The sequence below is a fragment of the Parundibacterium terreum genome (assembly GCF_014636315.1).
GTDB classification, from domain to species: Bacteria; Pseudomonadota; Gammaproteobacteria; order Burkholderiales; family Burkholderiaceae_D; genus Undibacterium; species Undibacterium terreum.
The window spans coordinates 138,010-163,487 of the sequence record NZ_BMED01000006.1 but is presented as its reverse complement, the minus strand read 5'-3'; the positions used below and the strand labels follow the sequence as shown (position 1 = coordinate 163,487).

Annotated in this window: 23 protein-coding genes; 9 read left to right on the top strand and 14 right to left on the bottom strand. The window is 57.3% G+C overall.

Annotated features, from left to right (window positions below):
* The first annotated feature begins 25 nt into the window (after window positions 1-25).
* The 4 genes from IEW12_RS23720 (at window position 26) to IEW12_RS23705 (ending at window position 3,664) form a co-directional block, all read left to right on the top strand.
* On the top strand, window positions 26-1,171 hold the full coding sequence (locus IEW12_RS23720) for an alpha-D-ribose 1-methylphosphonate 5-triphosphate diphosphatase (protein WP_188568612.1): 1,146 nt from the start codon (window positions 26-28) through the stop codon (window positions 1,169-1,171).
* 138 nt (window positions 1,172-1,309) lie between these two features.
* Complete coding sequence (locus IEW12_RS23715; RefSeq protein WP_188568611.1) at window positions 1,310-1,711, top strand: cupin domain-containing protein; 402 nt, start codon at window positions 1,310-1,312, stop codon at window positions 1,709-1,711.
* 187 nt (window positions 1,712-1,898) lie between these two features.
* Window positions 1,899-3,059, top strand: a complete 1,161-nt coding sequence (locus IEW12_RS23710; protein WP_188568610.1) for an MFS transporter — start codon at window positions 1,899-1,901, stop codon at window positions 3,057-3,059.
* Entirely contained in the window at window positions 3,056-3,664 is a 609-nt protein-coding gene (locus IEW12_RS23705; RefSeq protein ID WP_188568609.1) for an MOSC domain-containing protein, read from the top strand. The genes IEW12_RS23710 and IEW12_RS23705 overlap by 4 nt, the downstream gene beginning before the upstream one ends.
* Before the next feature lie 7 nt (window positions 3,665-3,671).
* Here the strand turns inward: IEW12_RS23705 and IEW12_RS23700 are convergent, their stop codons facing one another.
* From IEW12_RS23700 to xdhA, 5 genes are all read right to left on the bottom strand, one after another.
* The gene (locus IEW12_RS23700) at window positions 3,672-3,860 is read right to left on the bottom strand and encodes a 4-oxalocrotonate tautomerase (RefSeq protein ID WP_188568608.1); all 189 of its coding nucleotides are present in this window, start codon (window positions 3,858-3,860) and stop codon (window positions 3,672-3,674) included.
* Between the two features lie 20 nt (window positions 3,861-3,880).
* Window positions 3,881-4,609 carry a class II aldolase/adducin family protein gene (locus IEW12_RS23695; protein WP_188568607.1) on the bottom strand — a complete coding sequence of 243 codons (729 nt, stop codon included), beginning with the start codon at window positions 4,607-4,609 and terminating at the stop codon, window positions 3,881-3,883.
* A gap of 125 nt (window positions 4,610-4,734) precedes the next feature.
* Window positions 4,735-6,042 carry a guanine deaminase gene (guaD, locus tag IEW12_RS23690; RefSeq protein ID WP_188568606.1) on the bottom strand — a complete coding sequence of 436 codons (1,308 nt, stop codon included), beginning with the start codon at window positions 6,040-6,042 and terminating at the stop codon, window positions 4,735-4,737.
* A 136-nt stretch (window positions 6,043-6,178) separates the two neighbouring features.
* The gene (gene xdhB, locus IEW12_RS23685) at window positions 6,179-8,536 is read right to left on the bottom strand and encodes a xanthine dehydrogenase molybdopterin binding subunit (protein ID WP_188568605.1); all 2,358 of its coding nucleotides are present in this window, start codon (window positions 8,534-8,536) and stop codon (window positions 6,179-6,181) included.
* A 22-nt stretch (window positions 8,537-8,558) separates the two neighbouring features.
* Window positions 8,559-10,046: a xanthine dehydrogenase small subunit gene (gene xdhA, locus IEW12_RS23680; protein WP_188568604.1), complete on the bottom strand. Its 1,488-nt coding sequence runs from the start codon at window positions 10,044-10,046 to the stop codon at window positions 8,559-8,561.
* Window positions 10,047-10,684: 638 nt separating this feature from the next.
* On the opposite strand from xdhA, the gene IEW12_RS23675 reads away from it, so the two are divergent.
* Together IEW12_RS23675 and IEW12_RS23670 are read left to right on the top strand one after the other, a co-directional pair.
* Window positions 10,685-12,472 carry a methyl-accepting chemotaxis protein gene (locus IEW12_RS23675; RefSeq protein ID WP_229751314.1) on the top strand — a complete coding sequence of 596 codons (1,788 nt, stop codon included), beginning with the start codon at window positions 10,685-10,687 and terminating at the stop codon, window positions 12,470-12,472.
* A gap of 84 nt (window positions 12,473-12,556) precedes the next feature.
* Complete coding sequence (locus tag IEW12_RS23670; protein ID WP_371874573.1) at window positions 12,557-12,916, top strand: energy transducer TonB; 360 nt, start codon at window positions 12,557-12,559, stop codon at window positions 12,914-12,916.
* A 109-nt stretch (window positions 12,917-13,025) separates the two neighbouring features.
* Here the strand turns inward: IEW12_RS23670 and IEW12_RS23665 are convergent, their stop codons facing one another.
* Together IEW12_RS23665 and IEW12_RS23660 are read right to left on the bottom strand one after the other, a co-directional pair.
* Window positions 13,026-14,327 carry an NCS2 family permease gene (locus IEW12_RS23665; protein ID WP_188568603.1) on the bottom strand — a complete coding sequence of 434 codons (1,302 nt, stop codon included), beginning with the start codon at window positions 14,325-14,327 and terminating at the stop codon, window positions 13,026-13,028.
* 85 nt (window positions 14,328-14,412) lie between these two features.
* Window positions 14,413-14,748: a hypothetical protein gene (locus IEW12_RS23660; RefSeq protein ID WP_188568602.1), complete on the bottom strand. Its 336-nt coding sequence runs from the start codon at window positions 14,746-14,748 to the stop codon at window positions 14,413-14,415.
* Here IEW12_RS23660 and IEW12_RS23655 point away from each other — a divergent pair.
* Window positions 14,747-15,532, top strand: coding sequence for a class II glutamine amidotransferase (locus IEW12_RS23655; protein WP_188568601.1), 786 nt, complete (start codon window positions 14,747-14,749; stop codon window positions 15,530-15,532). The two genes, IEW12_RS23660 and IEW12_RS23655, sit on opposite strands and share 2 nt — an antisense overlap.
* A 136-nt stretch (window positions 15,533-15,668) precedes the next feature.
* Window positions 15,669-16,655 (top strand): LysR family transcriptional regulator, encoded by a 987-nt coding sequence (locus IEW12_RS23650; RefSeq protein WP_188568600.1) that lies wholly within the window; start codon window positions 15,669-15,671, stop codon window positions 16,653-16,655.
* A 33-nt stretch (window positions 16,656-16,688) separates the two neighbouring features.
* On the opposite strand, the gene IEW12_RS23645 is transcribed toward IEW12_RS23650, so the two are convergent.
* The gene (locus IEW12_RS23645) at window positions 16,689-17,618 is read right to left on the bottom strand and encodes a LysR family transcriptional regulator (RefSeq protein WP_188568872.1); all 930 of its coding nucleotides are present in this window, start codon (window positions 17,616-17,618) and stop codon (window positions 16,689-16,691) included.
* Between the two features lie 206 nt (window positions 17,619-17,824).
* On the opposite strand from IEW12_RS23645, the gene IEW12_RS23640 reads away from it, so the two are divergent.
* Window positions 17,825-19,246 (top strand): MmgE/PrpD family protein, encoded by a 1,422-nt coding sequence (locus IEW12_RS23640; protein ID WP_443098509.1) that lies wholly within the window; start codon window positions 17,825-17,827, stop codon window positions 19,244-19,246.
* 74 nt (window positions 19,247-19,320) lie between these two features.
* On the opposite strand, the gene ligK is transcribed toward IEW12_RS23640, so the two are convergent.
* The 6 genes from ligK to IEW12_RS23610 all read right to left on the bottom strand — a co-directional run bounded on the left by ligK (window position 19,321) and on the right by IEW12_RS23610 (window position 25,444).
* Window positions 19,321-20,016, bottom strand: coding sequence for a 4-carboxy-4-hydroxy-2-oxoadipate aldolase/oxaloacetate decarboxylase (ligK, locus tag IEW12_RS23635; protein ID WP_188568598.1), 696 nt, complete (start codon window positions 20,014-20,016; stop codon window positions 19,321-19,323).
* Window positions 20,017-20,018: 2 nt separating this feature from the next.
* A complete protein-coding gene (locus IEW12_RS23630) occupies window positions 20,019-21,047 on the bottom strand; it encodes an amidohydrolase family protein (RefSeq protein ID WP_188568597.1) in 1,029 nt (342 codons plus the stop codon).
* Between the two features lie 28 nt (window positions 21,048-21,075).
* Window positions 21,076-22,101: a porin gene (locus IEW12_RS23625; protein WP_188568596.1), complete on the bottom strand. Its 1,026-nt coding sequence runs from the start codon at window positions 22,099-22,101 to the stop codon at window positions 21,076-21,078.
* 127 nt (window positions 22,102-22,228) lie between these two features.
* On the bottom strand, window positions 22,229-23,566 hold the full coding sequence (gene dctA / locus IEW12_RS23620; protein WP_188568595.1) for a C4-dicarboxylate transporter DctA: 1,338 nt from the start codon (window positions 23,564-23,566) through the stop codon (window positions 22,229-22,231).
* A 112-nt stretch (window positions 23,567-23,678) separates the two neighbouring features.
* The gene (locus IEW12_RS23615; RefSeq protein WP_188568594.1) at window positions 23,679-24,587 is read right to left on the bottom strand and encodes a substrate-binding domain-containing protein; all 909 of its coding nucleotides are present in this window, start codon (window positions 24,585-24,587) and stop codon (window positions 23,679-23,681) included.
* On the bottom strand, window positions 24,584-25,444 hold the full coding sequence (locus tag IEW12_RS23610) for an amidohydrolase family protein (protein ID WP_188568593.1): 861 nt from the start codon (window positions 25,442-25,444) through the stop codon (window positions 24,584-24,586). Before IEW12_RS23610 ends, IEW12_RS23615 begins: the two co-directional genes overlap by 4 nt.
* Window positions 25,445-25,478: the final 34 nt, after the last annotated feature.

Here is a 25,478-nt window from a genome sequence, read left to right as displayed (position 1 = left end):
CCTTGTGATAAACGATTTCAGCACCATGATAAAAACCATACGTAATGCCCGCATAGTCACAGCCGATAGCGAATTCACCGGCTCGGTAGAAATTGACGGCGACCAGTTCGGAGAAGTGGCGCACGGCAATAGCGGCCTGTTCGGCCTCGCCGGCGAAGACTGGCGCGGCGATTACTTGCTGCCCGGCATGGTGGAGCTGCATACCGACAATCTGGAAAAGCACCTGATGCCGCGGCCCAAGGTCAGCTGGCCTATGCTGCCCGCAATTGTCGCGCATGATGCGCAGATTGCAGCATCGGGCATCACTACCGTGCTGGATGCCATATCGGTAGGCGACCTGGATAGCGATAGCCTGAGGACGCAGACCCTGGTCTCTTGCATAGACGGATTGAAGCAGGCTGGCGCCGCGGGCATCCTGCGCGCCGACCATTTCCTGCATTTGCGGCTGGAGCTGGCGGAGCAGAATCTGCTGAGCTGGTTCGAACCCTATGTGCATGACGACAGCCTGAAGCTGGTCTCGCTGATGGACCATACGCCGGGCCAGCGCCAGTGGACCGATCTCAGCCACTACCGCGTATTTGTGACCGGCAAGCGCGGCTGGAGCGAAGAAAAAGTCGACGGCATGCTGGAAGGCTTGCTGCAGCGGCAGCAGATCTACGCTGCGGCCAACCGGCGCGAAGTGATCGACCTGTGCAACCGCCGCAACCATCCTATACCGTTGGCCACGCATGACGATACGACGCTGGATCATGTACGCGAGGGGGTGGAAGACGGCGTCTCCATTTCGGAATTCCCGACTACGCTGCTGGCGGCCAAGGCGGCGCGCGAGCATCATCTCGGCATCATCATGGGTGCGCCGAATATGGTCAGGGGCGGTTCGCATTCCGGCAATGTGTCTGCCGCAGAGCTGGCGCGCGCCGGCTTGCTGGATGTACTGTCTTCAGATTATGTGCCGGCCAGCCTGCTGCACGCAGCCTTCCTGCTATTGAACGAGGGCTATGACCTGCCCAGGGCGGTTGCTACGGTGACGCGCAATCCGGCGCAGATGGTAGGCCTGACCGACAGGGGCGAAATCGCCCAGGGCCTGCGCGCCGACTACCTGCGGGTGCGGGTAGTGCAAGACATACCGGTGGTGATGGGCGTGTGGAAGGCAGGCAGGCAAATAGCCTGAGGCAATTGCCGCCCTGCAGCATCGCGGCTACTTGCAGCCGGCCCGGCCCGGTGCTTTAATGGCAAGCGCCGGGACTCTGCGCCTGGTTCAGCATGATTCCCCATTGCCTGAAGTGTCTGCGCCCCTGAAAGGAATGCCATGAAGCCGAACTCCTTTTCCTCACTACTTTTCCTTGTTGCTCTCAGCCTGTGTACTGCCGCCTCTGCACAGAACGCAGGTTTTCGCCGCACCGTCGTGCAAAAAGGCGACGTCTCCGTGCCCAACCGCGAAGCGGTGGTTGCCCGCGTAGAAGTGGACCCCGGTGTTACCTCTGGACGGCATACCCATCCCGGTGACGAGATCAGCTATGTACTGGAAGGAGAGGGCGAACTGTTGATAGACGGCGAAGCGCCACGCAAAATCAAGACGGGCGACGCCTTCATTATTCCCGCCGGGAAAGTCCATGAGGCCAAGAGCACAGGCAGTGTGACGATGAAACTGGTGGGCACCTATGTAGTGGAAAAAGGCCAGCCGATGGCGACGCCTGCTGCAGCGAAATAAAGCCAAATTTCAATCTCAACCCGCTTGTCTCGCGACAAGCGGGTTTTTGTTTGTGTGCCGACAAATAGAAGCCGCTTAAGGCATGCACTTTTACATTGACCGGCCATTCTTTCAAAAAAAACATCTAAACCTTTATCCGTAATACCATGTAACGGTTTGTAGATAAGGCATTAAATTGCCGCACATAATGAAAACCAAACTGTGGTCGCTCACGCTGGGTAACTTTGCGATAGGTACCGGGGCGCTGATTGTGCCGGGTATGCTGAATGAATTATCGTCCGACCTGGCCGTGACCCCGGCTGCGATAGGCGTGGTCATTTCTGCATTTGCAATGACGATCTGTTTCGGCGGGCCTTTCCTGGCCGGATGGACCAGTGCGATAGAGCGGCGTGTCTTGTTAACCGCCGCTTTGCTGCTGTATGCAGTAATGCATATCGCGGCTGCGTTCGCGCCCGGCTACCTGAGCCTGATGGCAATACGGGTAGTGACCGCGGTCGGTGCTGCCTTGTTCACTGCGCAGGCGGCGGCGACTGCGGGTTTGCTGGTACCGGCGGAGCAGCGCGGCAAGGCGATAGGCCTGGTATTTCTCGGGTGGTCGATTGCTGCGGTGGTCGGGGTGCCGGCCGGGGCCTATCTTGGTGCGCATATAGGCTGGCGTCTGACGATAGCCCTGGTGGGGGCGCTGTCTGCATTGTTTGCACTGTGGGTATGGTTGCAGATACCGGCGCGGCTATTCGTGCCGTCCATGGACAAAGCAGCCTGGCGGGCCTTGTTTGCCAACAAGGCGCTGCTGCTGGCGATCTCGGTGACGGCGATCCAGGGCGTGGGCCAGTTCACGCTGTTCTCCTACATTGCCGCAGTGCTGAAAAACTTTATCCAGGCCGGGCCGACGACCATCAGCGTGCTGTTTGCCTGCTTTGGTGTCACCGGCGTGATCGGCAATCTGCTGGCCAGCCGTTTCATGGATCGCCTGGGCACCACTCAGGTCGGCCTGTATGCGATGGGCAGCATGTTCCTGGCGCTCGCATTCTGGCCGCTGGCGCGCAACTCTCCGGCAATCACCACAGTATTGATACTGCTGTGGGGGCTGGGCTGTTTCGCATTGAATGGCGTGCAGCAGGCAAGGCTGGTGGGGATGGCGCCCGGGCTGGCACCGGCTTCCGTATCGCTGAATTCGTCGGCGATCTACCTGGGGCAGGCGCTGGGTGCCTTGACTGGCGGTGCGATGATCAGCGCCGGCCATATGGCGGACCTGTCCATCGTTGGCGCAGTGTTGACCGCGCTGGCAATGCTGGTGTCGCATATCGCAATGAAGATGTCGCACAAGGCTGCCGGAGTGCTGGTTTGAAAATTCTTAGCGTCAATACCGGCCGCGCCGCTGCTTTGACGAGCCCGTCGGCTGGCGGGTCTGCGAGCTCGACCAGCGGCAGCGTTATCACCAGCGCGATCGCCAAGTCTGCGGTGTATGGCCGCGTGAATCTGGGGAAACTGGGCCTGGAGGGTGATGAACAGGTGGACCTCAGTACCCACGGTGGCCGGGACAAGGCGGTCTACGCCTATCCTGCCGAGCACTATGAATTCTGGCGTGAGCACAGCCGCAGGGCGCTGAAATTCCTGCCTGAGCTAGCGCACGGCAGTATGGGCGAAAACCTGACGATACAGGGTTTGCTGGAAGCAGAAGTCTGGATCGGTGATCGCCTTCATGTGGGCAATACCATCCTGCAGGTGACCGGGCCGCGCCCGCCTTGCTTCAAGTTCGGCATCCGCATGGGCTATGCGCATGCGGTGAAGTTGATGGTGCAGAGCGGCTATACCGGCTTTTACCTGCGCGTGCTGCAAACCGGCAGCGTGCACGCGGGCGATACGATTGCCGTGCAAGCCGGGCCGCGCCAGATATCGGTGTCCAGGCAAAACGAAGTCCTGCATACCGGACATCAGCGCGCGCTGTTTTGAGCGCACCTTATTTTTTATCGGTCCACAACACGCCGCCTGTGGCCCAGTTGTCCTTCTTCACATCGGTGATGATCACATCGACCGATTCCGGCGATGAACCCAGCGTGGTGCAGGCCGCTTCGGTAATGGCCTTGACGAAGGCGCGCTTCTGTTCCAGTGTGCGGCCTTCAAACATTTGTACATTAATGGTAGGCATGGGCTTTCCTTTTTAAAAACTCAATTGGTATAGGTGGGACTGATCTGGTCCAGCTTGCGCAGCAGCGCCGGCCACTCCAGTATACCTTCAGGCGAGCCGTCGCCGAGCAGCTCAAGATAGGTTTTCTCGCAAACCGCCGATGCCGGCTGATGCAGGTGGCCGCCGCCGGCCATCGCTTTCAACTGTATTGCACAGGCCTTGTCCAGCGTGTCCATCAGTACATAAGCCTCGGCAATGCTGCGGCCGCAGGTCAGAGTGCCGTGATTGCGCAGCAGCATGGCCGGATAGTCCGCCAGTGCCGCGGTCAGCCGGCCCTGCTCCTGCGGCGACAGCGCCAGGCCCTCGTAGTCGTGATAAGCCAGTTGCCGGTAAAAGCGCAATGCATGTTGCGACAGCGGCAGCAAGCCCTGTTCCTGCATGCCGACGGCAATCCCGTTGGTATTATGAAGATGCATCACGCAGACTGCGTCGGGCCGCGCTGTGTGGACAGCGGCGTGGATGGCAAAGCCGCTGACATTCACTTTCTGGTGTTTGCCGCTGACGATATTGCCGTGTAAGTCTATCTTGACCAGATTGGATGCACATACCTCGTCAAATCTCAGGCCGAAAGGATTCAGCAGGAAATGTCCAGGCTCATCCGGCACCGTCGCTGAAATATGTGTATAGATCAAGTCGTCCCAGCCGTTCAGCGCGCACAGGCGGTAGCAGGCGGCCAAATCGACGCGGGTTTGCCATTCGGTCTGAGTCATGGGAATCCAGGTTGCGGTGACGGGAAAAGCCGGCGCGGAATGCGCCTATGAAGATTGTAGCCGTTTTAAAAAACGGCAGCATCCGCGGGTCAGATAGCAGATGCTGCCTTTCGCAAGGTAGATGTTTATTTGCGTTCGTGCACCAGCTTGCCTGCCGCATAGGTGGCGGCGATGGTCCTGTCGTCGCCCAGCAGGGCCAGTGCAAACAGCAGTTCTTCCACGCTGTCGGTACGTGCGCTGCGGCGCGCCAGCAAAGGCGTGGCTTGCGGGTCCAGCAAGATGAAATCGGCTTCTGCTCCAGTTGCAAAATTACCTATCGTGCCTTCCAGCTTCATGCTGCGCGCACCGCCCAGCGTGGCCAGGTAAAACATGCGGGCCGCGGGCAGATAGGTACCACCCATGCGCGCAACCTTATAGGTTTCATTCATCGTCTGCAGCATGGAGAAGGAGGTGCCGCCGCCGACGTCGGTCGCCATGGACAGCGGCACACCGGCCTCCTGCGCGCGCGGGAAATCAAACAGGCCGCTGCCGAGGAAGAGATTGGACGTTGCGCACAGCGATACGGCCGATTGCGTTTCTGCCATACGCCGGCGGTCGGTGTCGTCCAGCCAGATGCAGTGCGCGAACATCGCGCGCTCGCGCATCAGGCCGTAGCGGTCGTAGATATCCAGATAGCTGCGCGCCTGCGGGAACAGTTCCCTGGCCCATTTGCATTCGTCCTTGTTTTCCGCAACGTGGGTTTGCATGAAGGTGTCGGGATATTTTTGCGCCAGTTCTCCTGCCAGTTGCAATTGCGCTTCGCTGGAGGTGGGCGCAAAGCGCGGCGTGATCGCATATAGCTGGCGCCCGCGCTTGTGCCATTTCTGTATCAGTGCTTCGGTATCGCGCGCGCCGCTTTCCGGAGTATCGCGCAGGAATTCCGGGCAGTTCCTGTCCATCAGCACTTTGCCGGCCACCATGCGCAGATTGCGTTTTTCACTTTCACCGAAAAAGGCATCCACCGATTCCGGATGCACGGTGCAGTACACCATCGCCGTGGTGGTGCCGCAACGCAGCAGTTCATCGACGAAGAATGAGGCGACTTCGGCCGCATGTTCAGGGTTCTGGAACTGGCGTTCGGTAGGGAAGGTATATTTTTCCAGCCACGGCAACAGGCCCGGCGCCGGCGACGCGATCATGTCGGTCTGTGGGTAATGGATATGGCTGTCGATAAAACCCGGCATGATGATCTTGCCGGGAAAATGGGCAATGGAGCTGCCTTCCGGCAGGCTGTGTTTCAGTTGCGCATAATCGCCAGCGGCAAGCACGCGGCCATCCTGGATGATCAGCAAGCCGTCTTCATGCCACTGCATGCCCTGAACATTGTGCAGCGGGTCATCGGTGAAATGCAGCAGGCTGGCGCGGTAGGCTTGCACGGTATTCGGTATGGACATAAGTATCTTTTATCTATTGCCGGAATCTACGGGCGGGCGCGAAGGCCCGCCATTCCTGGCGGTCGCTTTAATGCTCCGGATTACGCAAATGAGCTATGCTGCATCCGGCTGACGAATGTGAAAACTGTTCTCTGGTTTAGCCGGCGGAGATCGCCTCTACGGCTTTCAGTATCGCTTCACCGGTCGCTGGGGCTTGCAGCGGCGGGTTCTTTTTGTAGTCCGCAACGCTGGCGATCGCATCGCGTATCGCGAAGAAGACCGAAAATGGCAGCAGCAGCGGCGGTTCGCCGACCGCTTTGGAGCGGTGTATGCTGTCGGCCACATTGCGGTTCTTGAACAGTTTAACGCGGAAATCTTCAGGGCAATCCGAGATCGCCGGTATCTTATAGGTGGATGGCGCGTGTGTCATCAGCTTGCCTGCCTTGTTCCACCATAATTCTTCCGTCGTCAGCCAGCCCATGCCCTGGATAAAGGCGCCTTCAACCTGGCCGATATCGATGGCCGGATTCAGCGAATTGCCGGCATCGTACAGTGCATCGGCGCGCAACAAGCGCCATTCGCCGGTCAGCGTATCGACAATCACTTCGGACACCGCGGCCCCATACGCATAATACGAAAAAGGGCTGCCGGTCATGGTCTTGCTATCCCAGTGCAGGTGCGGCGTTGCATAAAAGCCATCCGACCATAGCTGTACCCGCGCCAGGTAGGCCTTGCCTACCAGATCGGCAAACGGGATGCTTTGGCCGTTGACCTGCACTTGTTGCGCATAGAACTGCACGTCGGCAGCAATGCCGCCATAGGTTTTTGCCGCAAACTCTGCCAGCCGTTCGCGCACTTGGCGCGCGGCATCCTGCGCGGCCTTGCCGTTCAGGTCGGCGCCGGTGGAGGCGGCGGTTGCAGAAGTATTGGCGATCTTGCTGGTATCGGTGGCGGTAACCCTTACTGTGCCCAGCGACACGCCCAGTTCATGCGCCACTACCTGCGCTACCTTGGTATTGATGCCCTGGCCCATCTCGGTGCCGCCGTGGTTGACCAATACTGAACCATCTACATATACATGCACCAGCGCACCGGCCTGGTTCAGGTGGGTCACGTTGAAGGCGATGCCGAACTTGTGCGGTGTGAACGCCAGCCCTTTCTTCAATACCGGGCTGACGGCATTGAAAGCGGTGATTTCGGCGCGGCGCTTGCGGTAATCGCTGCTCTGTTCCAGTTCTGCGGCCAGCTCATGAATCACATTGTCGGCCACTTTCTGGCCGTACTGCGTGATGTTGCGGCCTTCAGTGTCATTGCGTCCATAAAAGTTCAGTTTGCGCACATCCAGTGCATCCTTGCCCAAATTCCGGGCAATTTCATCGACGATGTATTCAATCGCGATAGCGCCCTGCGGGCCGCCGAAGCCGCGGAAGGCAGTATTCGATTGCGTATTGGTCTTGCCGCACATGGCCTTGATATCCACATCCGACAGATAATAGGCATTGTCAAAATGGCAGACCGCGCGGGTAGCCACCGGACCGGACAGATCGGCCGAGAAGCCGGCGCGCGACACCATCTCCACCTTCGCACCCAGGATCAGGCCCTGGTCGTCGTAGCCGACTTCGTATTCATAGTAAAACTCGTGGCGCTTGCCGGTAACCATCATGTCGTCATCGCGGTCTGCACGCAGCTTGACCGGACGCCGCAAATTTGTCGCGGCCAGCGAGGCCGCTGCCGCCCATAGCGCAGACTGCGACTCCTTGCCGCCGAAGCCGCCGCCCATGCGCCTGCATTCCACCTGCACATTATGTGAATGGATGTCCAGCGCATGCGCAATCACATGCTGCATTTCGCTAGGATGCTGGGTAGAGCAATACACGTGGATGCCCTTGCTTTCAGTCGGGATCGCATACGAAATCTGGCCTTCCAGGTAAAACTGCTCCTGGCCGCCGACATGCAGCTTGCCCGTGACGCGATGCGGCGCATTCTGCAATGCCTGCTGCGCATCGCCGCGCTTCAGCGACATGGGCGGCAGCACAAAGGATTGTGCTGCGCGCGCTTCCACCGGCGTCAGTATTGCCGGCAATTCTTCATAGACGATCTCTACCTTGCGCACCGCGCGCCTGGCCAGGTCATGGCTTTCTGCGACGACGATGAAGATGGGCTGGCCCACATATTCGACGATGCCGTCGGCCAGGATGGGGTCGTCATGGATGATGGGGCCGCAATCATTGGTGCCGGGGAAATCACTCGCGGTATAGATGGAAATGACACCCGGCGCCGCTTTCACCGCGTCGAAATTGATCGATACGATGCGCGCATGCGCCTTTTGCGACAGGCCCAGCGCTGCGTGCAGCGTGCCGTGCAATTCCGGCAGGTCGTCGGTGTAGGTGGCTTCGCCCAGCACATGCAGGATTGCGGATTCATGCGGGTGCGAACGGCCTACTTCGGCCCAGGCGATAGGCCCGGCGCTCTTGTTGCTTTCTGCGACCAGGAACGGATCGGCTTGCTTGTTCATCTTTATCTCCGTTAGTGGTTCATCATGCCTGCACGGCAGCAGGCGTGGCGCTGGCGAAAGCATTCACTGCAGCGGCGGCCAGAGGGGCGTCGGCGCGGGTTTCCAGCCAGAAGCGGCGCAGCAGATTTTGCGCGGTTTTCATCCGGTATTCGCTGGAAGCGCGCATATCGGACAGCGGTGCATAGTCTTGTGCCAGTGCCGCGACTGCGGCCTCCAGCCTGGCCTTGTCCCAGGGCTGGCCTTCCAGTGCTGCTTCGGCCTGGCCGGCGCGTTTTGAAGTCGCCGCCATGCCGCCGTAGGCAATGCGCACATTGCTGACTTTGCCGTCGTTCAATGTAGCGGAAAAGGCTGCGCATACGGCAGAAATGTCCTGGTCGAAGCGCTTGGCCAGCTTATAGGTGCGGAATATCTGGTTCTTGGCCGGCAGGGGCACGCGCACGGCTTCGACGATCTCGTCGGCCTGCATGTCTTTTTTCTGGTAGGCCAGATACAGTTTTTCCAGCGGCATCACCAGCCGTCCACGGCCGCCGTTCAGCACCACTTCTGCGCCCAGCGCAATCAGCCAGGGTGCGGAATCGCCGATAGGGGAGCCATTGGCTACATTGCCGCCCAGCGTGCCGGCATTGCGTATGGGCAGGGAGGCAAAACGCTTCCACAGCTCGGTCAATTGTTCCGGATAGTGTTCGCAGATGGCCTGGTAGGCATCGTTCAGCGATACCGATGCGCCGATTTCCAGCATGCCGTCCTTGAGTTTTGTCTGCTTCAGCTCGGCCACCTGGCCCAGGTAGATGATGTCGCCCAGGTCGCGCATCTGCTTGGTGACCCACAGGCCGACATCGGTGGAGCCGGCCAGGATGCAGGCGCCCGGTTTCTCGGCCTTCAAGGCCAGCAGTTCCGCCAGTGTGCGTGGTGCGTGGAAGCTCTGGCCATTGTGGCTATAGCTGAAAGATTCCTGTCTTTGCAGCGATTGCAGTGCGCCGGCCAGCGCGGCGCGGTCGAATTTTTGCCGCGGCAGCTCGCACATGCGCTGCGCCGCGTCGATGATAGGGCGGTAGCCGGTACAGCGGCACAGGTTGCCGGAAAGGGCATCGTCGATCTGCTTGCGTTGCGGTTTTTCGGCGGAATCTTCATTTTTCAGGTACAGATCCCACAGCGACATTACAAAGCCGGGGGTGCAAAAACCGCATTGCGAGCCGTGGCATTCCACCATCGCCTGTTGCACCGGATGCAGGCTGTCTTCGTTTTTCAGGTCTTCCACGGTGAACAAGGCCTTGCCGTCCAGCGTAGGCAGCATCTGTATACAGGAATTCACCGATTTCAAGCTTACCTGGCCATTTTGCAGTTCACCGATGACGACAGTGCAGGCCCCGCAATCGCCCTCGGCGCAACCTTCCTTGGTGCCGGTGCAATGCAAGTCTTCCCGCAGATGCTGCAAGACGGTCTGGGTAGTGGCTGAGCGGTCTACGCTATGGGTGCTGCCGCGGTAGTAAAAACGAATCGGTTCCGACATGAATTCTCCATCATAATTTTTCTTCGGGACCAGCAATTTCCTTGCCATTGTTGAAATCCCGCCATGGAGGATGCCGCTTCATTGTTGTTTATTCGCACGGGACATGTGCGAACAGGCACGAATGTTGCGTAAAGCCAAGGCAACAATGGCCGCTTCCTTCCACAGTTTGAGATTAACACCCGTGTAGAAAATGACCATATGCGAATGATGATGCGCAATATCAATGTCAGTACATTTATGTGCTCAGGCAAAGAAAATTCTGTTCAATTGTTAAATTGCTGCATTCATTAGGTTGCACATTTTTTGTGCATAACTTATGCATATTGTGTGATTTAAGTGTTTGAAAATACTTTGGAATTTGTTGCGGTAAGGCATCTTATTTAGACGGGAAATTTCACGGAGAAAACCTTGCTATACAGAAAAAATCGAGTATATTCTTGGTCAGATATAGTTGATATTTATCATCTTTATTGTGAATCAATAGTGGGAGAAGAATGGGAAATAGCCCTTTAATCGAGTACTTCGATCAATTTACCCTCGCCCCATTAATGAGCGTGTCATAAGAAAACGGAAAGCTTTAGCGTAAATCCGCAAGACACATGCTGCAATTTCTTACATTACTTAATAAAAGAAACTAAATGAACTTAGCAAAAATGAAGGTAGGCAAACGTTTGGCTGTTGGCTTTGCTCTGGTGCTGGCACTGCTGGTAGCAACTACCGTATTGGGTATTGCCCGTATGTCGCAAATACAGGGCCGGCTGGAAAAAGTGATAGGCGTGAGCAATGTGGAGAGCCGCCTAGTCATGGATATGCGCGCGATTGTGTACGATCGCATGGTTTCCTTGCGTAATCTGACTCTGTTGACCGATGCCGGCGACATGGAGCCGGAGCTGGCAAAGATCAAGGAACAGTCCAAAAAATACAGCGAAGCCGAAGCCAAGCTGTCCGACATGTTTGCCAGCGAAGCTGGTACATCTGCGGAAGAAAAGGCCTTGCTGGCCAAGCTGAAAGAGCAGGAAGCGGCGTCGTCCGGCCTGCCGGCCAAGGCGCAGGCCCTGGGCATGGCCAATGATCCGGAAGCGGCGACTATTACGCTGATCAAGAAAATCCGCCCGGTGCAAAAGAAATGGCTGGATGCGCTGGATGAGATGGTGACGCTGGAAGACAAGATTAATGCGCAAATTGCGACCGATGCCAAATCCGCATTTGCCACCGCCAGCAGCATGATGATCATCCTGGGCGTACTGGCGGTATTGGCTGGTATTGCGGCAGCGTGGGCAATTACCCGCAGCCTGCTGAACCAGTTGGGCGGCGAGCCTGACTATGCGGCCAAGATTGCCAGCCAGATTGCTGCCGGCGATTTGTCCGCGCCTATCGATACCAAGCAGGGCGACAATTCCAGCCTGCTGGCTGAAATGAAAGCCATGCGCGACAGCCTGGTGAATATCGTCGGCCAGGTGCGCGTCGGTACCGACACGATTGCAACGGCTTCCAGCGAAATCGCTACCGGTAACCTGGATCTGTCTTCCCGTACTGAACAGCAAGCCGGCTCGCTGGAAAAAACCACATCGTCGATGAAGGAACTGACGGTAACGGTGAAACAGAATGCCGACAATGCACGCGAAGCCAATCAACTGGCAGCTTCCGCATCGGAAGTAGCGCGCCAGGGCGGCGTGGTCGTCGCGCAGGTAGTGGATACGATGGGCTCGATCAATGAATCCGCGAAGAAAATCGTGGACATCATCAGCGTGATCGACGGCATTGCCTTCCAGACCAATATCCTGGCACTGAACGCGGCAGTGGAAGCTGCGCGTGCCGGTGAGCAGGGCCGTGGTTTTGCGGTGGTTGCGGCCGAAGTGCGCAACCTGGCACAGCGTAGCGCCGCTGCAGCGAAAGAGATCAAGACCCTGATCGGCGACTCTTCAGAAAAAGTGGAAGTCGGCAGCAAGCTGGTGGCACAAGCTGGTATCACGATAGACCAGGTAGTCACGAGTGTGAAACATGTGACCGATATCATTGCCGAAATCAGCGCCGCCAGCCAGGAGCAAAGTGTGGGCATCGAGGAAGTCAATCACGCCATCATTGAGATGGACGGCGTGACACAACAGAATGCTGCGCTGGTAGAAGAGGCTGCCGCTGCTGCACAAAGCCTGCAAGACCAGGCCGCAGAACTGGCGCGCGTGGTCAGCATCTTCAAGCTGAGCGCAGCCGACCAGTTCAACATCACGTCTGCAGCACAGGCAGCTTCCGCTGCAAGCGCTGCACCGGTAGTGCAGCGCGTAGAGGCCAAGCCGGTCGCGATCAAGTCCAGGGCCAACAAGCCCAAGGCGATTGCAGCCAGGCCAGCTACGACAGCCAAGCCTGCGCGCAAATCAGCGGCCGCTTCCGCCAAGAGCAGCCAGAATGATGAATGGGTTGAGTTTTAATTAAGAGTTTGATTTGGTCGCAATGAAGGAATGCGGCCGGTAGCAAATACCGGTCGCAGAGTTTATAAATAATTTGAAAAGAGTATGACTATGAATGCCCGCTTTTCCACGCTTTCCACCTTGGTTTCCGCTGTATTGTTGACGGCAGCTGCGTCTGCGCTGGCGGCCGAAACGGCTCCGGTACTGGACCCCAAGTCCTGCGACCAGCCTAAGTATCCTAAAGCTGCACTGATGAATGAAGAGACCGGCACTGTCGGCATGGGCTTCCTGGTCGGCGTCGACGGCAAAGTGGTCGATTCCAAGGTTGAAAAGTCCAGCGGCTCCAAGAGCCTGGACAAGGCTGCGCTGGGTGCGTTCAGCCAGTGCAAATTCAAGCCGGGTGCCAAGGACGGCAAACCTGACCAAGTGTGGGCCAAGATTGATTTCGTCTGGAAGCTTGAGTAGTTGTTAAGTAGTTGCTATTGCATAGTACGATTGTACTGATGCAGCAAGGATAAAAAAGGGAGCCACGAATGAACTGGCTCCCTTTTTCTTTACCTGCAGATGAGTCTGGTCAGCCTGCGCCCAGGTAGATGAACTTGAACAGGAATACGCTGGAGATGATGCCGGCAACCGCCGACACCTGCTTCACGCGGCCGGTCAGCAGTTTCAGCACGACATAGGTGATGAAGCCGAAGGCCACGCCATTGGCGATGGAGTAGGTGAAGGGCATCAGCAATGCAGTCACTGCAGCCGGAATGCTCTCGGTCGTATCTTCCCAGTCGATCTCGGTCAGTTCGCGCAGCATCAGGCAGGCGACATAGAACAGCGCCGGTGCGGTTGCATACGAAGGCACGGTGCCGGCCAGCGGAGAGATGAACAGGCAGGCCAGGAACAGCGCGGCAACAGTGACTGCCGTCAGGCCGGTACGTCCACCCGCCTGTACGCCGGCGGCGCTTTCTATATAAGCAGTAGTGCTGGAAGTGCCGAGGAAGGAACCGGCAACAATCGCGGTGCTGTCTGCCAGCAAGGCCTTGTTCATGCGGTCCAGCTTGCCTGCTTTCAGCAGGCCCGCACGGTTGGCCACACCCATCAGCGTGCCGGTCGCATCAAACAACTCCACCAGGAAAAACACCAGCACCACGTTCAGTATGCCTATGGACAGCGCACCCATGATGTCCAGCTTGAACAAGGTCGGATCCAGTGAAGGCGGAGTAGAAACGACGCCCATGAACTTGTTGCCGCCGAAGATGAAGCTGGCAATAGTCACCGTCAGGATGCCGATCAGGATGGCGCCGCGCACTTTCAGCCTGTCCAGCGCCACGATCAGGAAAAAGCCGAGGATGGCCAGGATGGGCGCAGGCTCATGCAGATTGCCCAGTGTCACAAAGGTGGCAGGATTGGAAGCGATGATGCCGCAGCTTTTCAGCGAAATAATGCCGAGGAACAGGCCTATCCCCACCGTAATGGCGGTGCGTATCGAGTTGGGAATGCCGTTGATGATCAGCTCGCGTATCTTGAACACGCTGACAAACAGGAACAGGCAGCCGGAAATGAAGACCGAACCCAGCGCCACCTGCCAGGGCAGGCCCATGCCCTTGACCACGACATAGGCAAAATACGCATTCAGGCCCATGCCCGGCGCCAGTGCGATAGGGTAGTTGGCGTACAGGCCCATGATCAGGGTGCCCAGCGCCGCAGCGACGCAGGTCGCGACGAATACGGAATCCTTGGGCATGCCCGCATCGCCGAGGATGGACGGGTTAACGAAGATGATGTAAGCCATCGTCAGGAAGGTGGTGAGACCGGCGAGCAGCTCGGTGCGTACGTCGGTCCCATGATCCTTAAGTTTGAAAAATTTCTCCAGAAATAACATTTTGTTCCTCTCTCCTCGCTTTATTATGAAATTCCAACCCATGAAGCTGCGTAAAAAATTCTTTCCCTTTCGGACAGGCCGCATCTTAACTGTTTGTATGGATGCTTCCTACCATTTCAGCTATTGATATTCGCAATTCGGGTGATGTAATGTCGTTCATAAAACCATACGGCAGATGTGGGAACTCTGCATGTTGGTTATTTGATTTTGATGATATTTCACCATTTGTCGGGCTGGCGCGCCTATTCTGTACTTGTAGCGTTTTGTATATTGCCCCGGCGATTGCGTGGTGCTGTGGCTTTTTCAGCATGATTTTTGCGCTGGGAGCGGGTGAGATGACCGACTTTGCGGGCAATTCGCCGACGAAAGGTAGTACCATCAGGTAATTTCGTATCGTCTGTTCTGAATATCGAATCGCCATGTGCCAACTGCTAGGAATGAATTGCAATACCCCGACTGACATCGTGTTCAGTTTTACCGGCTTTGCCACGCGCGGCGGCCGCACCGATGAACACAAGGATGGCTGGGGCATCGCCTTTTTTGAAGGAAACGGCGTGCGCCTGTTTGTTGACCACCAGGCGGCAGTGGCATCGCCGATTGCGGAACTGATCAAGCGCTATCCGATCAAGTCCAAGAATGTGATCGCGCATATACGCAAGGCAACACAGGGACAGGTGACGCTGGAAAATTGCCACCCCTTTGTACGCGAATGCTGGGGCCGCTACTGGGTGTTTGCGCATAACGGCGACCTGAAGAATTTCGATCCGGTGCTGGACGGTCCCTACAAGCCGGTAGGCAATACCGATAGTGAGCGGGCCTTTTGCTATTTGCTGCAAAAAATGCGCAGGCATTTCGGCGAGGTACTGCCGGCCCTGGCTGAACTGACGGCTTTCCTGAAGCAGGCGACGGCGGAAATCGCCGGCCACGGCACCTTCAATATGATGCTGTCCAACGGCGAGGCGCTGTTTGCGCACTGCTCGACCAAGCTGCACTATATCGTGCGCCAGTATCCGTTCACCACGGCCAAGCTGTCGGATGAAGAGGTCAGCGTGGATTTTGCCGAAGTGACGACGCCGAAAGACAGGGTGGCGGTGATCGTGACGGAACCGCTGACCACGAATGAAAGCTGGACCCAGTTCCAGCCGGGTGAGCTGAAAGTCTTTGTTGACGGCGAGGTTTGCACTTCCTGCAGCGCATCAGGGTAATTGCGCTTCTGCCGGTCTGGCCAGTCAATTAAGGCTATTCACATATACTAATTTGGTTTAGTCTGGATAAAAGTAGGCAACAGTGGCTAAAAATTTCTTTTTCTGCCCTAACACCCCCGACCTGACACACTGAACTATGAGTAACCGACCGCACGATCATCTGGACACCAATTTACTGCGTGTGCTGCACACTTTGCTGGTGGAGCGCAGCGTGACGCGCACCGCGATGAAACTAGGCCAGTCGCAGCCCGCAATCAGCAATATGTTGAAGCGGTTGCGCGAGATTACCGGCGACGCCATCCTGGTCAGAGGTAAAACCGGTATGACCGCGACCGAGCGCGGCGAAGAATTGCTGTTGCTGGCCAAGCAGGGCCTGAGTGTGATGGAGAGTATTTCCAGCCCGGCGCCCGCCTTCCTGCCTGCGCAGACGCAAAGGACTTTCCACCTGGGAGCGCCGGATTACCTGAGCGTACTGCTGATCCCGCTGATCATGGAAAAAGTGCGCGAACAGGCGCCGCATGCAGGCTTGGTCGTGCATTCGCTGAATGCCGGTTTCGATTACTCATCAGCGCTGGAGAGCGGGGAACTGGATGTGGTCATCGGCAACTGGCCGGACTTGCCGCAGCATCTGCACCTGGCGCAACTGTTCGAGGATGAACTGGTGTGCATGATCAACAAGGAACATCCGGTGGTCAAGAAGGGCCTGTCGCTGAAATACTACCTGGAGATGGCGCATCTGGCGCCGACGCCGTACATGATGGGACACCGCAGCATCATCGACAGCGCGCTGGCGGAGCAGGGCCTGAAGCGGCAGATCAAGATGACCATTCCTTACTTCGGCATGGTGCCGTATGTGCTGTCCAAGACTGACCTGATTTTTACCACCAGCCGCAGCTTTGCGATGCACTTCGCCGGCCAGTGGCCGATAGCGGTCTTGCCTATGCCGGTCGCCATGCCTAAGATGCGTTTCTTCATGCTTTGGCATGAACGTTCGCATGCCGCTGCCGAGGTGCAGTGGCTACGCAAGATCGTCTCCGATTCCTCGCGCGAGATCATGGGCAAATCGGCGGAAGAATTGACTGGCGGCATGCTGAACGAACTCAAGGCTGCCTGGTGGAAATAGGCCCGGCTTGTTTCTTCTCAAAGACAACTCAATTTAAGCGGTCAGCTTTCGTGTCTTGACGGCGCGGCTACGGGGTAGCTGCCGCATCGCAAGTATCATGTCGTACAGCCTTTGCGCCGCTGGCGGTAGCGGCCTGCCGCGCCGGCTGATCAAGCCTATGGTGCGGCTGACTGCCGGTTCTGCCAGCGGTATGCTGAGCAGCGACGGATGTCCTTCCTGTGGCATCGCCAGCCTGGGTACCACTGCAATGCCCAACCCCGCTTCGACCAGGCCAACCAGGGTCAGCACATGCCTTACCTCGCAAAACCAGCGCGGGCGGATCGCGCTTTCGGCCAATGCCTGGTCCAGCACGACGCGATTGCCGCTGGCCCGCGTCACCGTCATGTATTCATAGTCTCCCAGTTCGGCCCAGCTTACTTTTTTCCTGCCGGCCAGCGGATGGTCGCTGCGGCAGGCCAGTACGAAAGCCTCTTTCAATATCGCCTGGAAGTCGATGTCCGGTTCCTGGATACCAATGTAATTCAGGCCGAAATCCGCCTCGCTGCGCGCGACTGCGGCCAGCACTTCATTTGCGCCTTCGTCTATCACCCGCACCAGCATATTCGGATATTGCTGATGGTAAGTCTTCAGCACATCGGGCAGGAAATAGCGCACCGCCGACGGCACGCAGGAGACGGTGACTTCTCCCCGCATCTTTTCAGCGGTATCGCGCATGCCCATCATCGACTCTTCCAGGCCGACCAGCAGCTCGCGTGCCTTGCGCAAGAACTCGCGCCCTACCGTAGTCAGCTCGACCTTGCGGGTGGTGCGCTCGAACAGGCTGACTCCCAGTGCATTTTCCAGCCTTTCTATGCGCCGGGACATGGCTGATTGCGACAAATGCAATTCAGCCGAGGCGACGCTGAAGCTGGCGTGATCCGCGACCGCGATAAAGGCCCGCAGATCGGATAAATCAAAATTTATGCGTGACATGCATGAATACCTCCGAATTTTGCATTTCACATTCTAACAGCGATGCCGCATCATCTGCTGCTGCAAGCCCGCACTGCTTAGAAGCAGCCCGAAACGCCTAGCGGGTCCGAAAAATATTCCAGAGAGACAATGCCATGAATGACAGCCTTCGCCGTAATTTCCTTAAATCCACTTCCGCCGGGGCAATTGCCTGCGCCATGCCTATGCTTCCAGCCCTCGCCTCAGCTGCCACTGCTGTCACGCCTGCCACCGCAACTGCGCCAGCCAATGCTGCCGGCCAGGGCGTGACCCGCACGCTGGCACGCTATATCGTGAATTCCCGCTATGAAGATTTGCCGGAGAATGTACGCAAGGAAGGCACGCGTACGCTGCTGAACTGGGTAGGCGTTGCCATCGGCGGTTCGCATCATGAGACTGTGGAACGTGCGGTATCCGCGCTGGCTCCTTTCTCCGGGCCGAAGCAGGCCAGCCTGCTGGGCCGCAATGACCGTTTCGACATCATGAATGCGGCCTTTCTGAATGGTGTCAGCAGCCATATCTTCGACTTTGACGATACCCACCTGAAAACAGTGATCCATCCCGCCGGTCCGGTGGCATCCGCCATCCTGGCCCTGTCGGAATATCAGCCGGTTTCAGGGAAAGATTTCCTGAATGCGCTGGTGCTGGGGGTGGAAACAGAATGCAGGATAGGCAATTCCGTTTACCCCAATCATTACGACACAGGCTGGCATATTACCGGCACTGCGGGCGTGTTCGGCGCGGCTGCGGCGGCAGGAAAGCTGCTGGGTCTGAGCGAACAGCAGATGGTATGGGCGCTGGGCCTGGCGGCGTCGCAGCCGGTCGGCCTGCGCGAATCCTTCGGCTCCATGAACAAGAGCTTCAATCCGGGAAAGGCCGCCAGCAACGGCCTGTTTGCCGCATTGCTGGCAGCCAGGGACTACACCAGTTCGGAAGGCATGATAGAGGCCAAGCGCGGCTGGGCCAACACCATCAGCACCAAGCAGGACTATGCGGAAATCACCGAAGGACTGGGACAGCGCTACGAAGCGCTGCTGAATACCTACAAGCCTTTTGCTTGCGGCATCGTCATTCATCCGGCGATTGATGCTGCGATACAGTTGCGCAACCAGTACAAGCTGAATGCCGACATGATAGATAAAGTGGAGTTGCGGGTGCATCCGCTGGTGATAGAACTGACGGGGAAAAAGACGCCGCAGATAGGCCTGGAAGGCAAGTTCAGCATTTACCATTCGGTGGCAGTGGCGATAATCGATGGCGCGGCAGGTGAACGGCAATACAGCGACCGCGCCGTGCAGGATGCCAGGACCATCGCACTGCGCGACAAGGTCAACGCGACCATAGATCCGGCCATTAAGGCAGAGCAGGTGGATATGACGATTGTGCTGAAGGACGGCCGCAAGCTGCATAAATTCATCGAACATGCGATCGGCAGCGTGCAGGTGCCGATGACGGACAAGCAGCTTGAGGCGAAGTTCATCGACCTGGCCGACGGCATCTTGCCGGCAGCGCAGACTCGTGCTGTGATGGACGCCTGCTGGCAGGTTGCGCAATTGCCTTCTGCTGCCAGTATTGCGAAGGCGGCAGTCAAGGCAGCCTGATGTAACACATACAGACATGCGCATACGCGCATGCAGGCCAGCTTTGCCTGCATGCGAGCTTCGGTCTTTGTGCTTCAGTCTATGTATTTCAAGCCGGCGGCAGCCAGCGCTTCGCGCATCTTGTACATATCCAGCCCGAGTACGCCGGACGCCAGCTGCGCCCGCTTGCCGGTTTCATTGGCTTCGCGCGCTTCAGCGGCATCGGCCACCTGTTGAACGATAGCCGCAGGCACGACGACAACGCCGTCGGCATCTGCGATGACTACGTCTCCGGGGGTGACCAGCGCACCGGCGCAGACGACAGGGATGTTCACTGATCCCAGCGTTGCCTTGATGGTGCCCTTGGCATTGATCGCGCGTGAAAATACAGGGAAATTCATTTCTTCCAGTTCTTTCACGTCGCGCACGCCGCCGTCTATGACCAGCCCCAGGGCGCCGCGTGCTCGGAACGAAGTCGCCAGCAGATCGCCGAAGAAGCCATCCTCGTTATCGGTGGTACAGGCGGCCACTACCACATCGCCCGGCTGTATCTGTTCCGCTGCCACATGCAGCATCCAGTTGTCGCCCGGTTGCAGTAGCACGGTGACCGCAGTACCGCACGTTGCCGCGCCGGTGTACGCCGGCCGTATGCTGGTTTTCATCAATCCCGTGCGGCCCATGGCTTCATGGATGGTCGCCACGCCGAAGCGGGCCAGCTTTTCTACAGCGGTGCGGTCGGCGCGCACGATGCTGCGCTGGACGATGCCGAGCTGGTTGAGCAGGTTGGCCATGATCACAATCCTTTCTGTTTCAGTGCTGCGTCCAGCCGCGGAAATACCCGTCTGGCATTGCCTTCGAAAATCTGCTGCCGCGTTTCGGCATTCAGGTAAGGCGTGTTTTCTATATAGCGCCGGGTATCGTCGTAGTAATGCCCGGTTTCAGGATCGATACCGCGCACCGCGCCTATCATTTCGCTGGCGAACAGGATATTGTCAACCGGGATGACCTTGCTCAGCAGGTCGATGCCGGGCTGGTGATACACGCAGGTGTCGAAGAAAATATTGTTCAGCAGGTGGTCTTTCAGCAAGGGCTTCTTCATCTCTTGCGCCAGGCCGCGGAAACGGCCCCAGTGGTAGGGCACCGCGCCGCCGCCATGCGGAATCAGGAACTTCAGTGTAGGAAAATCCTGGAACAGGTCCGAGGTCAGGCATTGCATGAAAGCCGTGGTGTCTGCATTCAGGTAGTGTGCGCCGGTCGTGTGAAAACAGGCATTGCAACTGGTGCTGACGTGTATCATTGCCGGGATATCGTACTCGACCATCTTTTCATAAACCGGATACCAGTGACGGTCCGACAGCGGCGGCGAAGTCCAGTGGCCGCCGGAAGGGTCAGGATTCAGGTTGATGCCGACAAAGCCGTATTCTCTTACGCATTTTTCCATCTCAGCGATACTGGTGCGCGGATCGACGCCGGGCGATTGCGGCAGCATGGCGGCGCCGACAAAATGCTCGGGAAACAACTGCGCCACGCGATGACATAGTTCATTGCAGATCGCTGCCCAGGTCGAAGAGACATTGAAATCGCCGATGTGGTGAGCCATGAAGCTGGCGCGCGGCGAAAAGATGGTCAGGTCGGAGCCGCGCTCCTTCATCAGCCGCAACTGGTTGGACTCGATGGATTCGCGCAATTCGTCGTCGCTGATTTTCAGCTCCGAGACCGCCGGCATCAGCACAGGGTCTGCTATGCCGGCGATCTGCCGGTTGCGCCACTGCTCCAGCGCCTTGGGCGCGGTGGTGTAGTGGCCGTGGCAATCGATGATCATGGAAATTTCCTTTTTTTGCTAGATCTTGCTAGAACCTGCTGTTGACGCCAAAAGTAAATGCATTCTGGTCCGACACACCGAAGGCATTCAGCGTGCTGACGACCGCATTCCTGTATTGCGTATTGTCGAATTCAATGTAGAGCTTGGTGCGCTTGGACAGCGAATAGTCCAGGCCGATGATGGCCAGGCCCTTGCGCCTTGCCTTGTCGGTGGAAACCCTGGTCTGGTAGTAGCCGCCGGTCAGGTTCATCAGTTCGGTGATGTTCCAGCTGACGCCGCCAAAGGTATTGTGTGTTACCTGGTCGGGCGCCGGCGCCTTGTTGTTCAGCGTATCGGACATATATCCGCCCGATATCTTCAAGCTGCCGATATTGTAGGCAGCGCCCACCAGGTAATAGTTTTCGTTGAAGTACGAAGTAGTACCGACGAGTATGCTGCGGCGGTTATACGAAGCGCCTATGGTCAGGTCGCCAATGTAGTACTGCAGGCCTATGCCGCGCGCGGAGCCATTGTTGAAACTGCCTGCGGTTTCGCCGAACGAGTTTTCCAGTTCCAGTTTGATAGGGCCGAACTTGCCCACGTACTTGGCATCGTTGCTGAAACGCGTACCGCTGGATGCCTGTGTCAACGGAATCAGCGGTGTATAGCGGAAACCGAACGGATCGTACTCCAGGATGAAGTCATGCGAAATCGTATATTGGCGGCCGAAATCGATAGAGCCGAATGAACCCTTCAGCCCCATGTAAGACTGGCGCTGGAACGGCGTGCCGGTTGTATTGTCGTAAGCGCCGGTCGCCAGGTTGAAGCCGCTTTCCAGCAGGAAGTGGGCTTCCAGCCCGCCGCCCAGGTCTTCGCGGTCGGCGAAGTCCAGCTTGTTGGAATTGTAGAAGCCGTTCGAGCCCATGAAGACCTTGGTGCCGCCGGCGGCATTGGCGTTGGTCTGTGTGCGTATGCCGCCGTCAACGTCACCGTAGATCACCACATTGGACTGCGCATAAGCGCTGGAACCCAGTACCGAGGCAAGCAAAACGAAGCTATGAGCAAATTTTTTCATGAAGAGTCTCCTGTCACAGTAAAAGTGACATATCAAATTGTTCTAATTGTGATTTGGCCCCGGAATGCTCTATGGCGTTTGCAGCATGCTCGTCATGTAAGCATCCGGGGAAATGATTGAAGCGGGTTTATTGGCTGAGTGCTGCCTTGTGGTGGATAAGGATTTCTGGTTCCTTGTAGCCGGCGTCCAGTTCGGCGCGCATCTTGTCTCGGTCGAGCGCGTTCTCCCATCCTGCGACGACGATCGTGGCCACTGCATTGCCGGTGATATTGACGAAGACAAAGGCAGCAGACATCAGGCGGTGGATGCCTAGTATCAGGGCAATGGATGATACCGGTATTGCATTGGTGGCTGCCAGTGTCGCTGCCAGCACCGCAATCGCCGATCCGGCTACGCCGGCACCGCCTTTGGATGTGATCAGCAAGACCACCAGCAGCGACAGTTGCTGTTCCCAGCCGAGAGCGGTATTGGTTGCCTGCGCCAGGAAGACTGCCACTGCGGCGAAGTACAGGCAGGTGCCGTCATGGTTGAAGGAATAGCCGGCCGGCAGCACCAGGCCGACGACAGATTTTTCACAGCCCAGTTGTTCCAGTTTTTGCAGCAATTGAGGAAATACGCTTTCGGATGAGCTGGTGCCTATCACCAGCAGCAGTTCGGCGCGGATATAGCGCATCAGCTTGAACAGGCTGAAACCGCTGAACTGCGTTACCGGCAGCAGAATCAGGATGAAGAACAGGCCGCAAGTCAGGTAAAACTCGCCCAGCAGCTTGCCCAGCGACAGCAGCGAACCGACGCCGAATTTGCTGACCGTGAAGGCGATTGCACCGAAAGCGGCAATCGGGGAAATTTTCATCGCCAGGCCGATGATCCAGAACAGGCCCGAAGAAAAACTGTCGATCACGCTGAGCACAGGCTTGGCGCGGTCGCCGGCGGCTGCGATGCCGAAACCGAACAGCACCGAAAAGAACAGTATCTGAAGGATATCGCCGCTGGCAAAGCCGGACACCAGGGTCTTAGGTATCAGATTCAGCAGAAACTGGCTCATCGATACGAACTGATGCGCTTGCGTGATATAGGAGCTGGCGGCATTGGTATCGAGCGAGGCGACGTCGATATTCATGCCGACGCCGGGCTGCAGCAGATTGATCGTCACCAGCCCGAGCACCAGCGCCAGTGAGGTAATGACTTCGAAATAGATCAGCGCCTTGATCGCGACCCGGCCCACCTTTTTCATATCGCCGACATTGGCAATGCCGCTGACGACGGTACAGAAAATAATGGGGCCGACCACCATCTGGATGATGCGGATGAAGGCATCGCCCAGCGGCTGCATCGATTTTCCTGCGTCCGGATAAAAGTGGCCTACAGCGATGCCGATGGCAATGCCGAGAAAGACCTGAAAGGATAGGTCCTCATAGAAGCGCCGCTTGGGTTTGGGGCGGACTGGCAGGGTATGCACGTCCATAGAGTGTTCTCCTTGATTAAATAATTTTTTGATATCGCTCTTATTCGGCGACTTATCGGTACAGCAACGCTTGATATCCGTACCAGAAATACCTGGTGCAAATTGGTACTACTTAGTAAGCGTCCTCGCCGAGGAATTCCATACAATCTTCAAAAATTTCATCCAGTTCCAGTTTGCGCGGCAATAGTTGCTGCGTATTGCAGAAATCCAGGATCATTTCCAGCGGCTGCCGCAACGCGTTGATGCCGTCGGGTAGCTTATTTGGCAAGTCCGGCGAAAGCTTGGCGTAGGCCTTTCCTTCCTTGAACATGCGATATACCGATTTTACGCTTTGCGCATTTTTTTCTGCGACCGCGCGATGCATGACGATCACATGGTTGATAGGGACAAAACGGTGTTCTGCATACCAGATGCGATCGGCTTCGACAGGATTGGGAATCACCGGCACGATGCCCTCATCCTTGGGCAGGTCGTTGCCGAAGATGGCGGCATCCAGTTCCCCTGCAAGCAGCATGGATTTCATGTCCTTGCCGGCCGGCGCATGGATAATCGATGGCGGATCCTGATACTCTGCAAGATGGCTGCCTTCGAAAGTGACCCAATTGATATCTTCGGAGCGTACGCCATAGGTCTGTGCCAGGATGGCGCGCACCCACATGCCGGTGGTTTGCGTGTAGGCGCGCACACCGACGCGGGCGCCGCGCAAGTCGTCCAGGCCGATGCGCTTTTGCTTCTCATTGCATATAAGGCAAGGCTGCTGCAAGCGTGCCGCTACGACGGTAGGCAGCATGATCAGCGGTTTGTTGTAAGCCTTCGCCTGCAGGTAAGTGACGATTGCCATTTCGCTGACGTCGAAAGCCTGGCTACGCGCCATCGGTGCGAACGCGCGGTGTATCGGCTCGACCTGCACGCAATCCAGTTTTACCAGAGGATCGTTGATCTCGCCCGAGATCAGCTTGTCGGTATGTGCATAACTCTTGATTGCGGTACTCAGTGTCAGTACGCCGTTCTCGATGTTCATGGCTGCGCTCCGACCAGTGCCGGGTAGATACTGCGGGCGGTATCGCCGAAGATCCAGGCACGATCTGCATCGGACAGCATGGAAAGTCCCTGTTTTGCCTCGGCCAGCAAGCTCACCAGCGAGCCTTCGGCAGACGGAAAGTTGGAACCCCAGGCAATGCGCCTGGCGCCGAAGGCCTGCACCACGCGCGGAAAGAATGCCTCGGGCGTGGAAGCGCCGCGCGATGCTTCATTGATGGTGCGGTTGGTCAGCTTCAGGTAGACACCGGGATGGGCCGCGAGGCTGAACAGCGGTGCCGCCGATTCGTAAGGAGGACCGCCTGCCAGATCCGGGCGGGCTAGGTGATCCAGCAGCACACGGCTGTTTGGGAAGTGCTTGAGCAGGTTTTGCAGCGCAGGAATACCGGCGGCAGTCATCTGCAGGCAGATCGAGATATTGTTGGATTGCGCATAGCCCCAGACCGGGAAAGAACGCTCGTCGTCCAGCCATGCAGCTTGTCCGGGCATGGTGGTGCCGGTGGTAAACAGGCGCAAGCCGCTGAGTCCCTGGTCCAGCCAGTATTTCAATTTTGTCACTGCATCCGGAGCCAGCACATCGATGGAAAACACACCCTTGAAGCGGTCCGGATGGGCTTTGATCGCCTCGGCCACATAGCTGTTGTCATTGCCGTAGGCGGTGGACGCCTGCACTACCATTGCACGCGCAATGCCGGCCTCATCCATTGCGGCCAGCAAGGTGTCGTAGTCTGCAGGACGGTGCGCAGACCAATCCGACTGCTTGCCCCCTACCGGAGCCAGCGGAAAGCGCAGGTGATCGGGTGAGATGGCATGCGTATGCGTGTCAATGATGTCGAACATGGTTAAGCTCCGATAATTTCTTATGATGAAAACG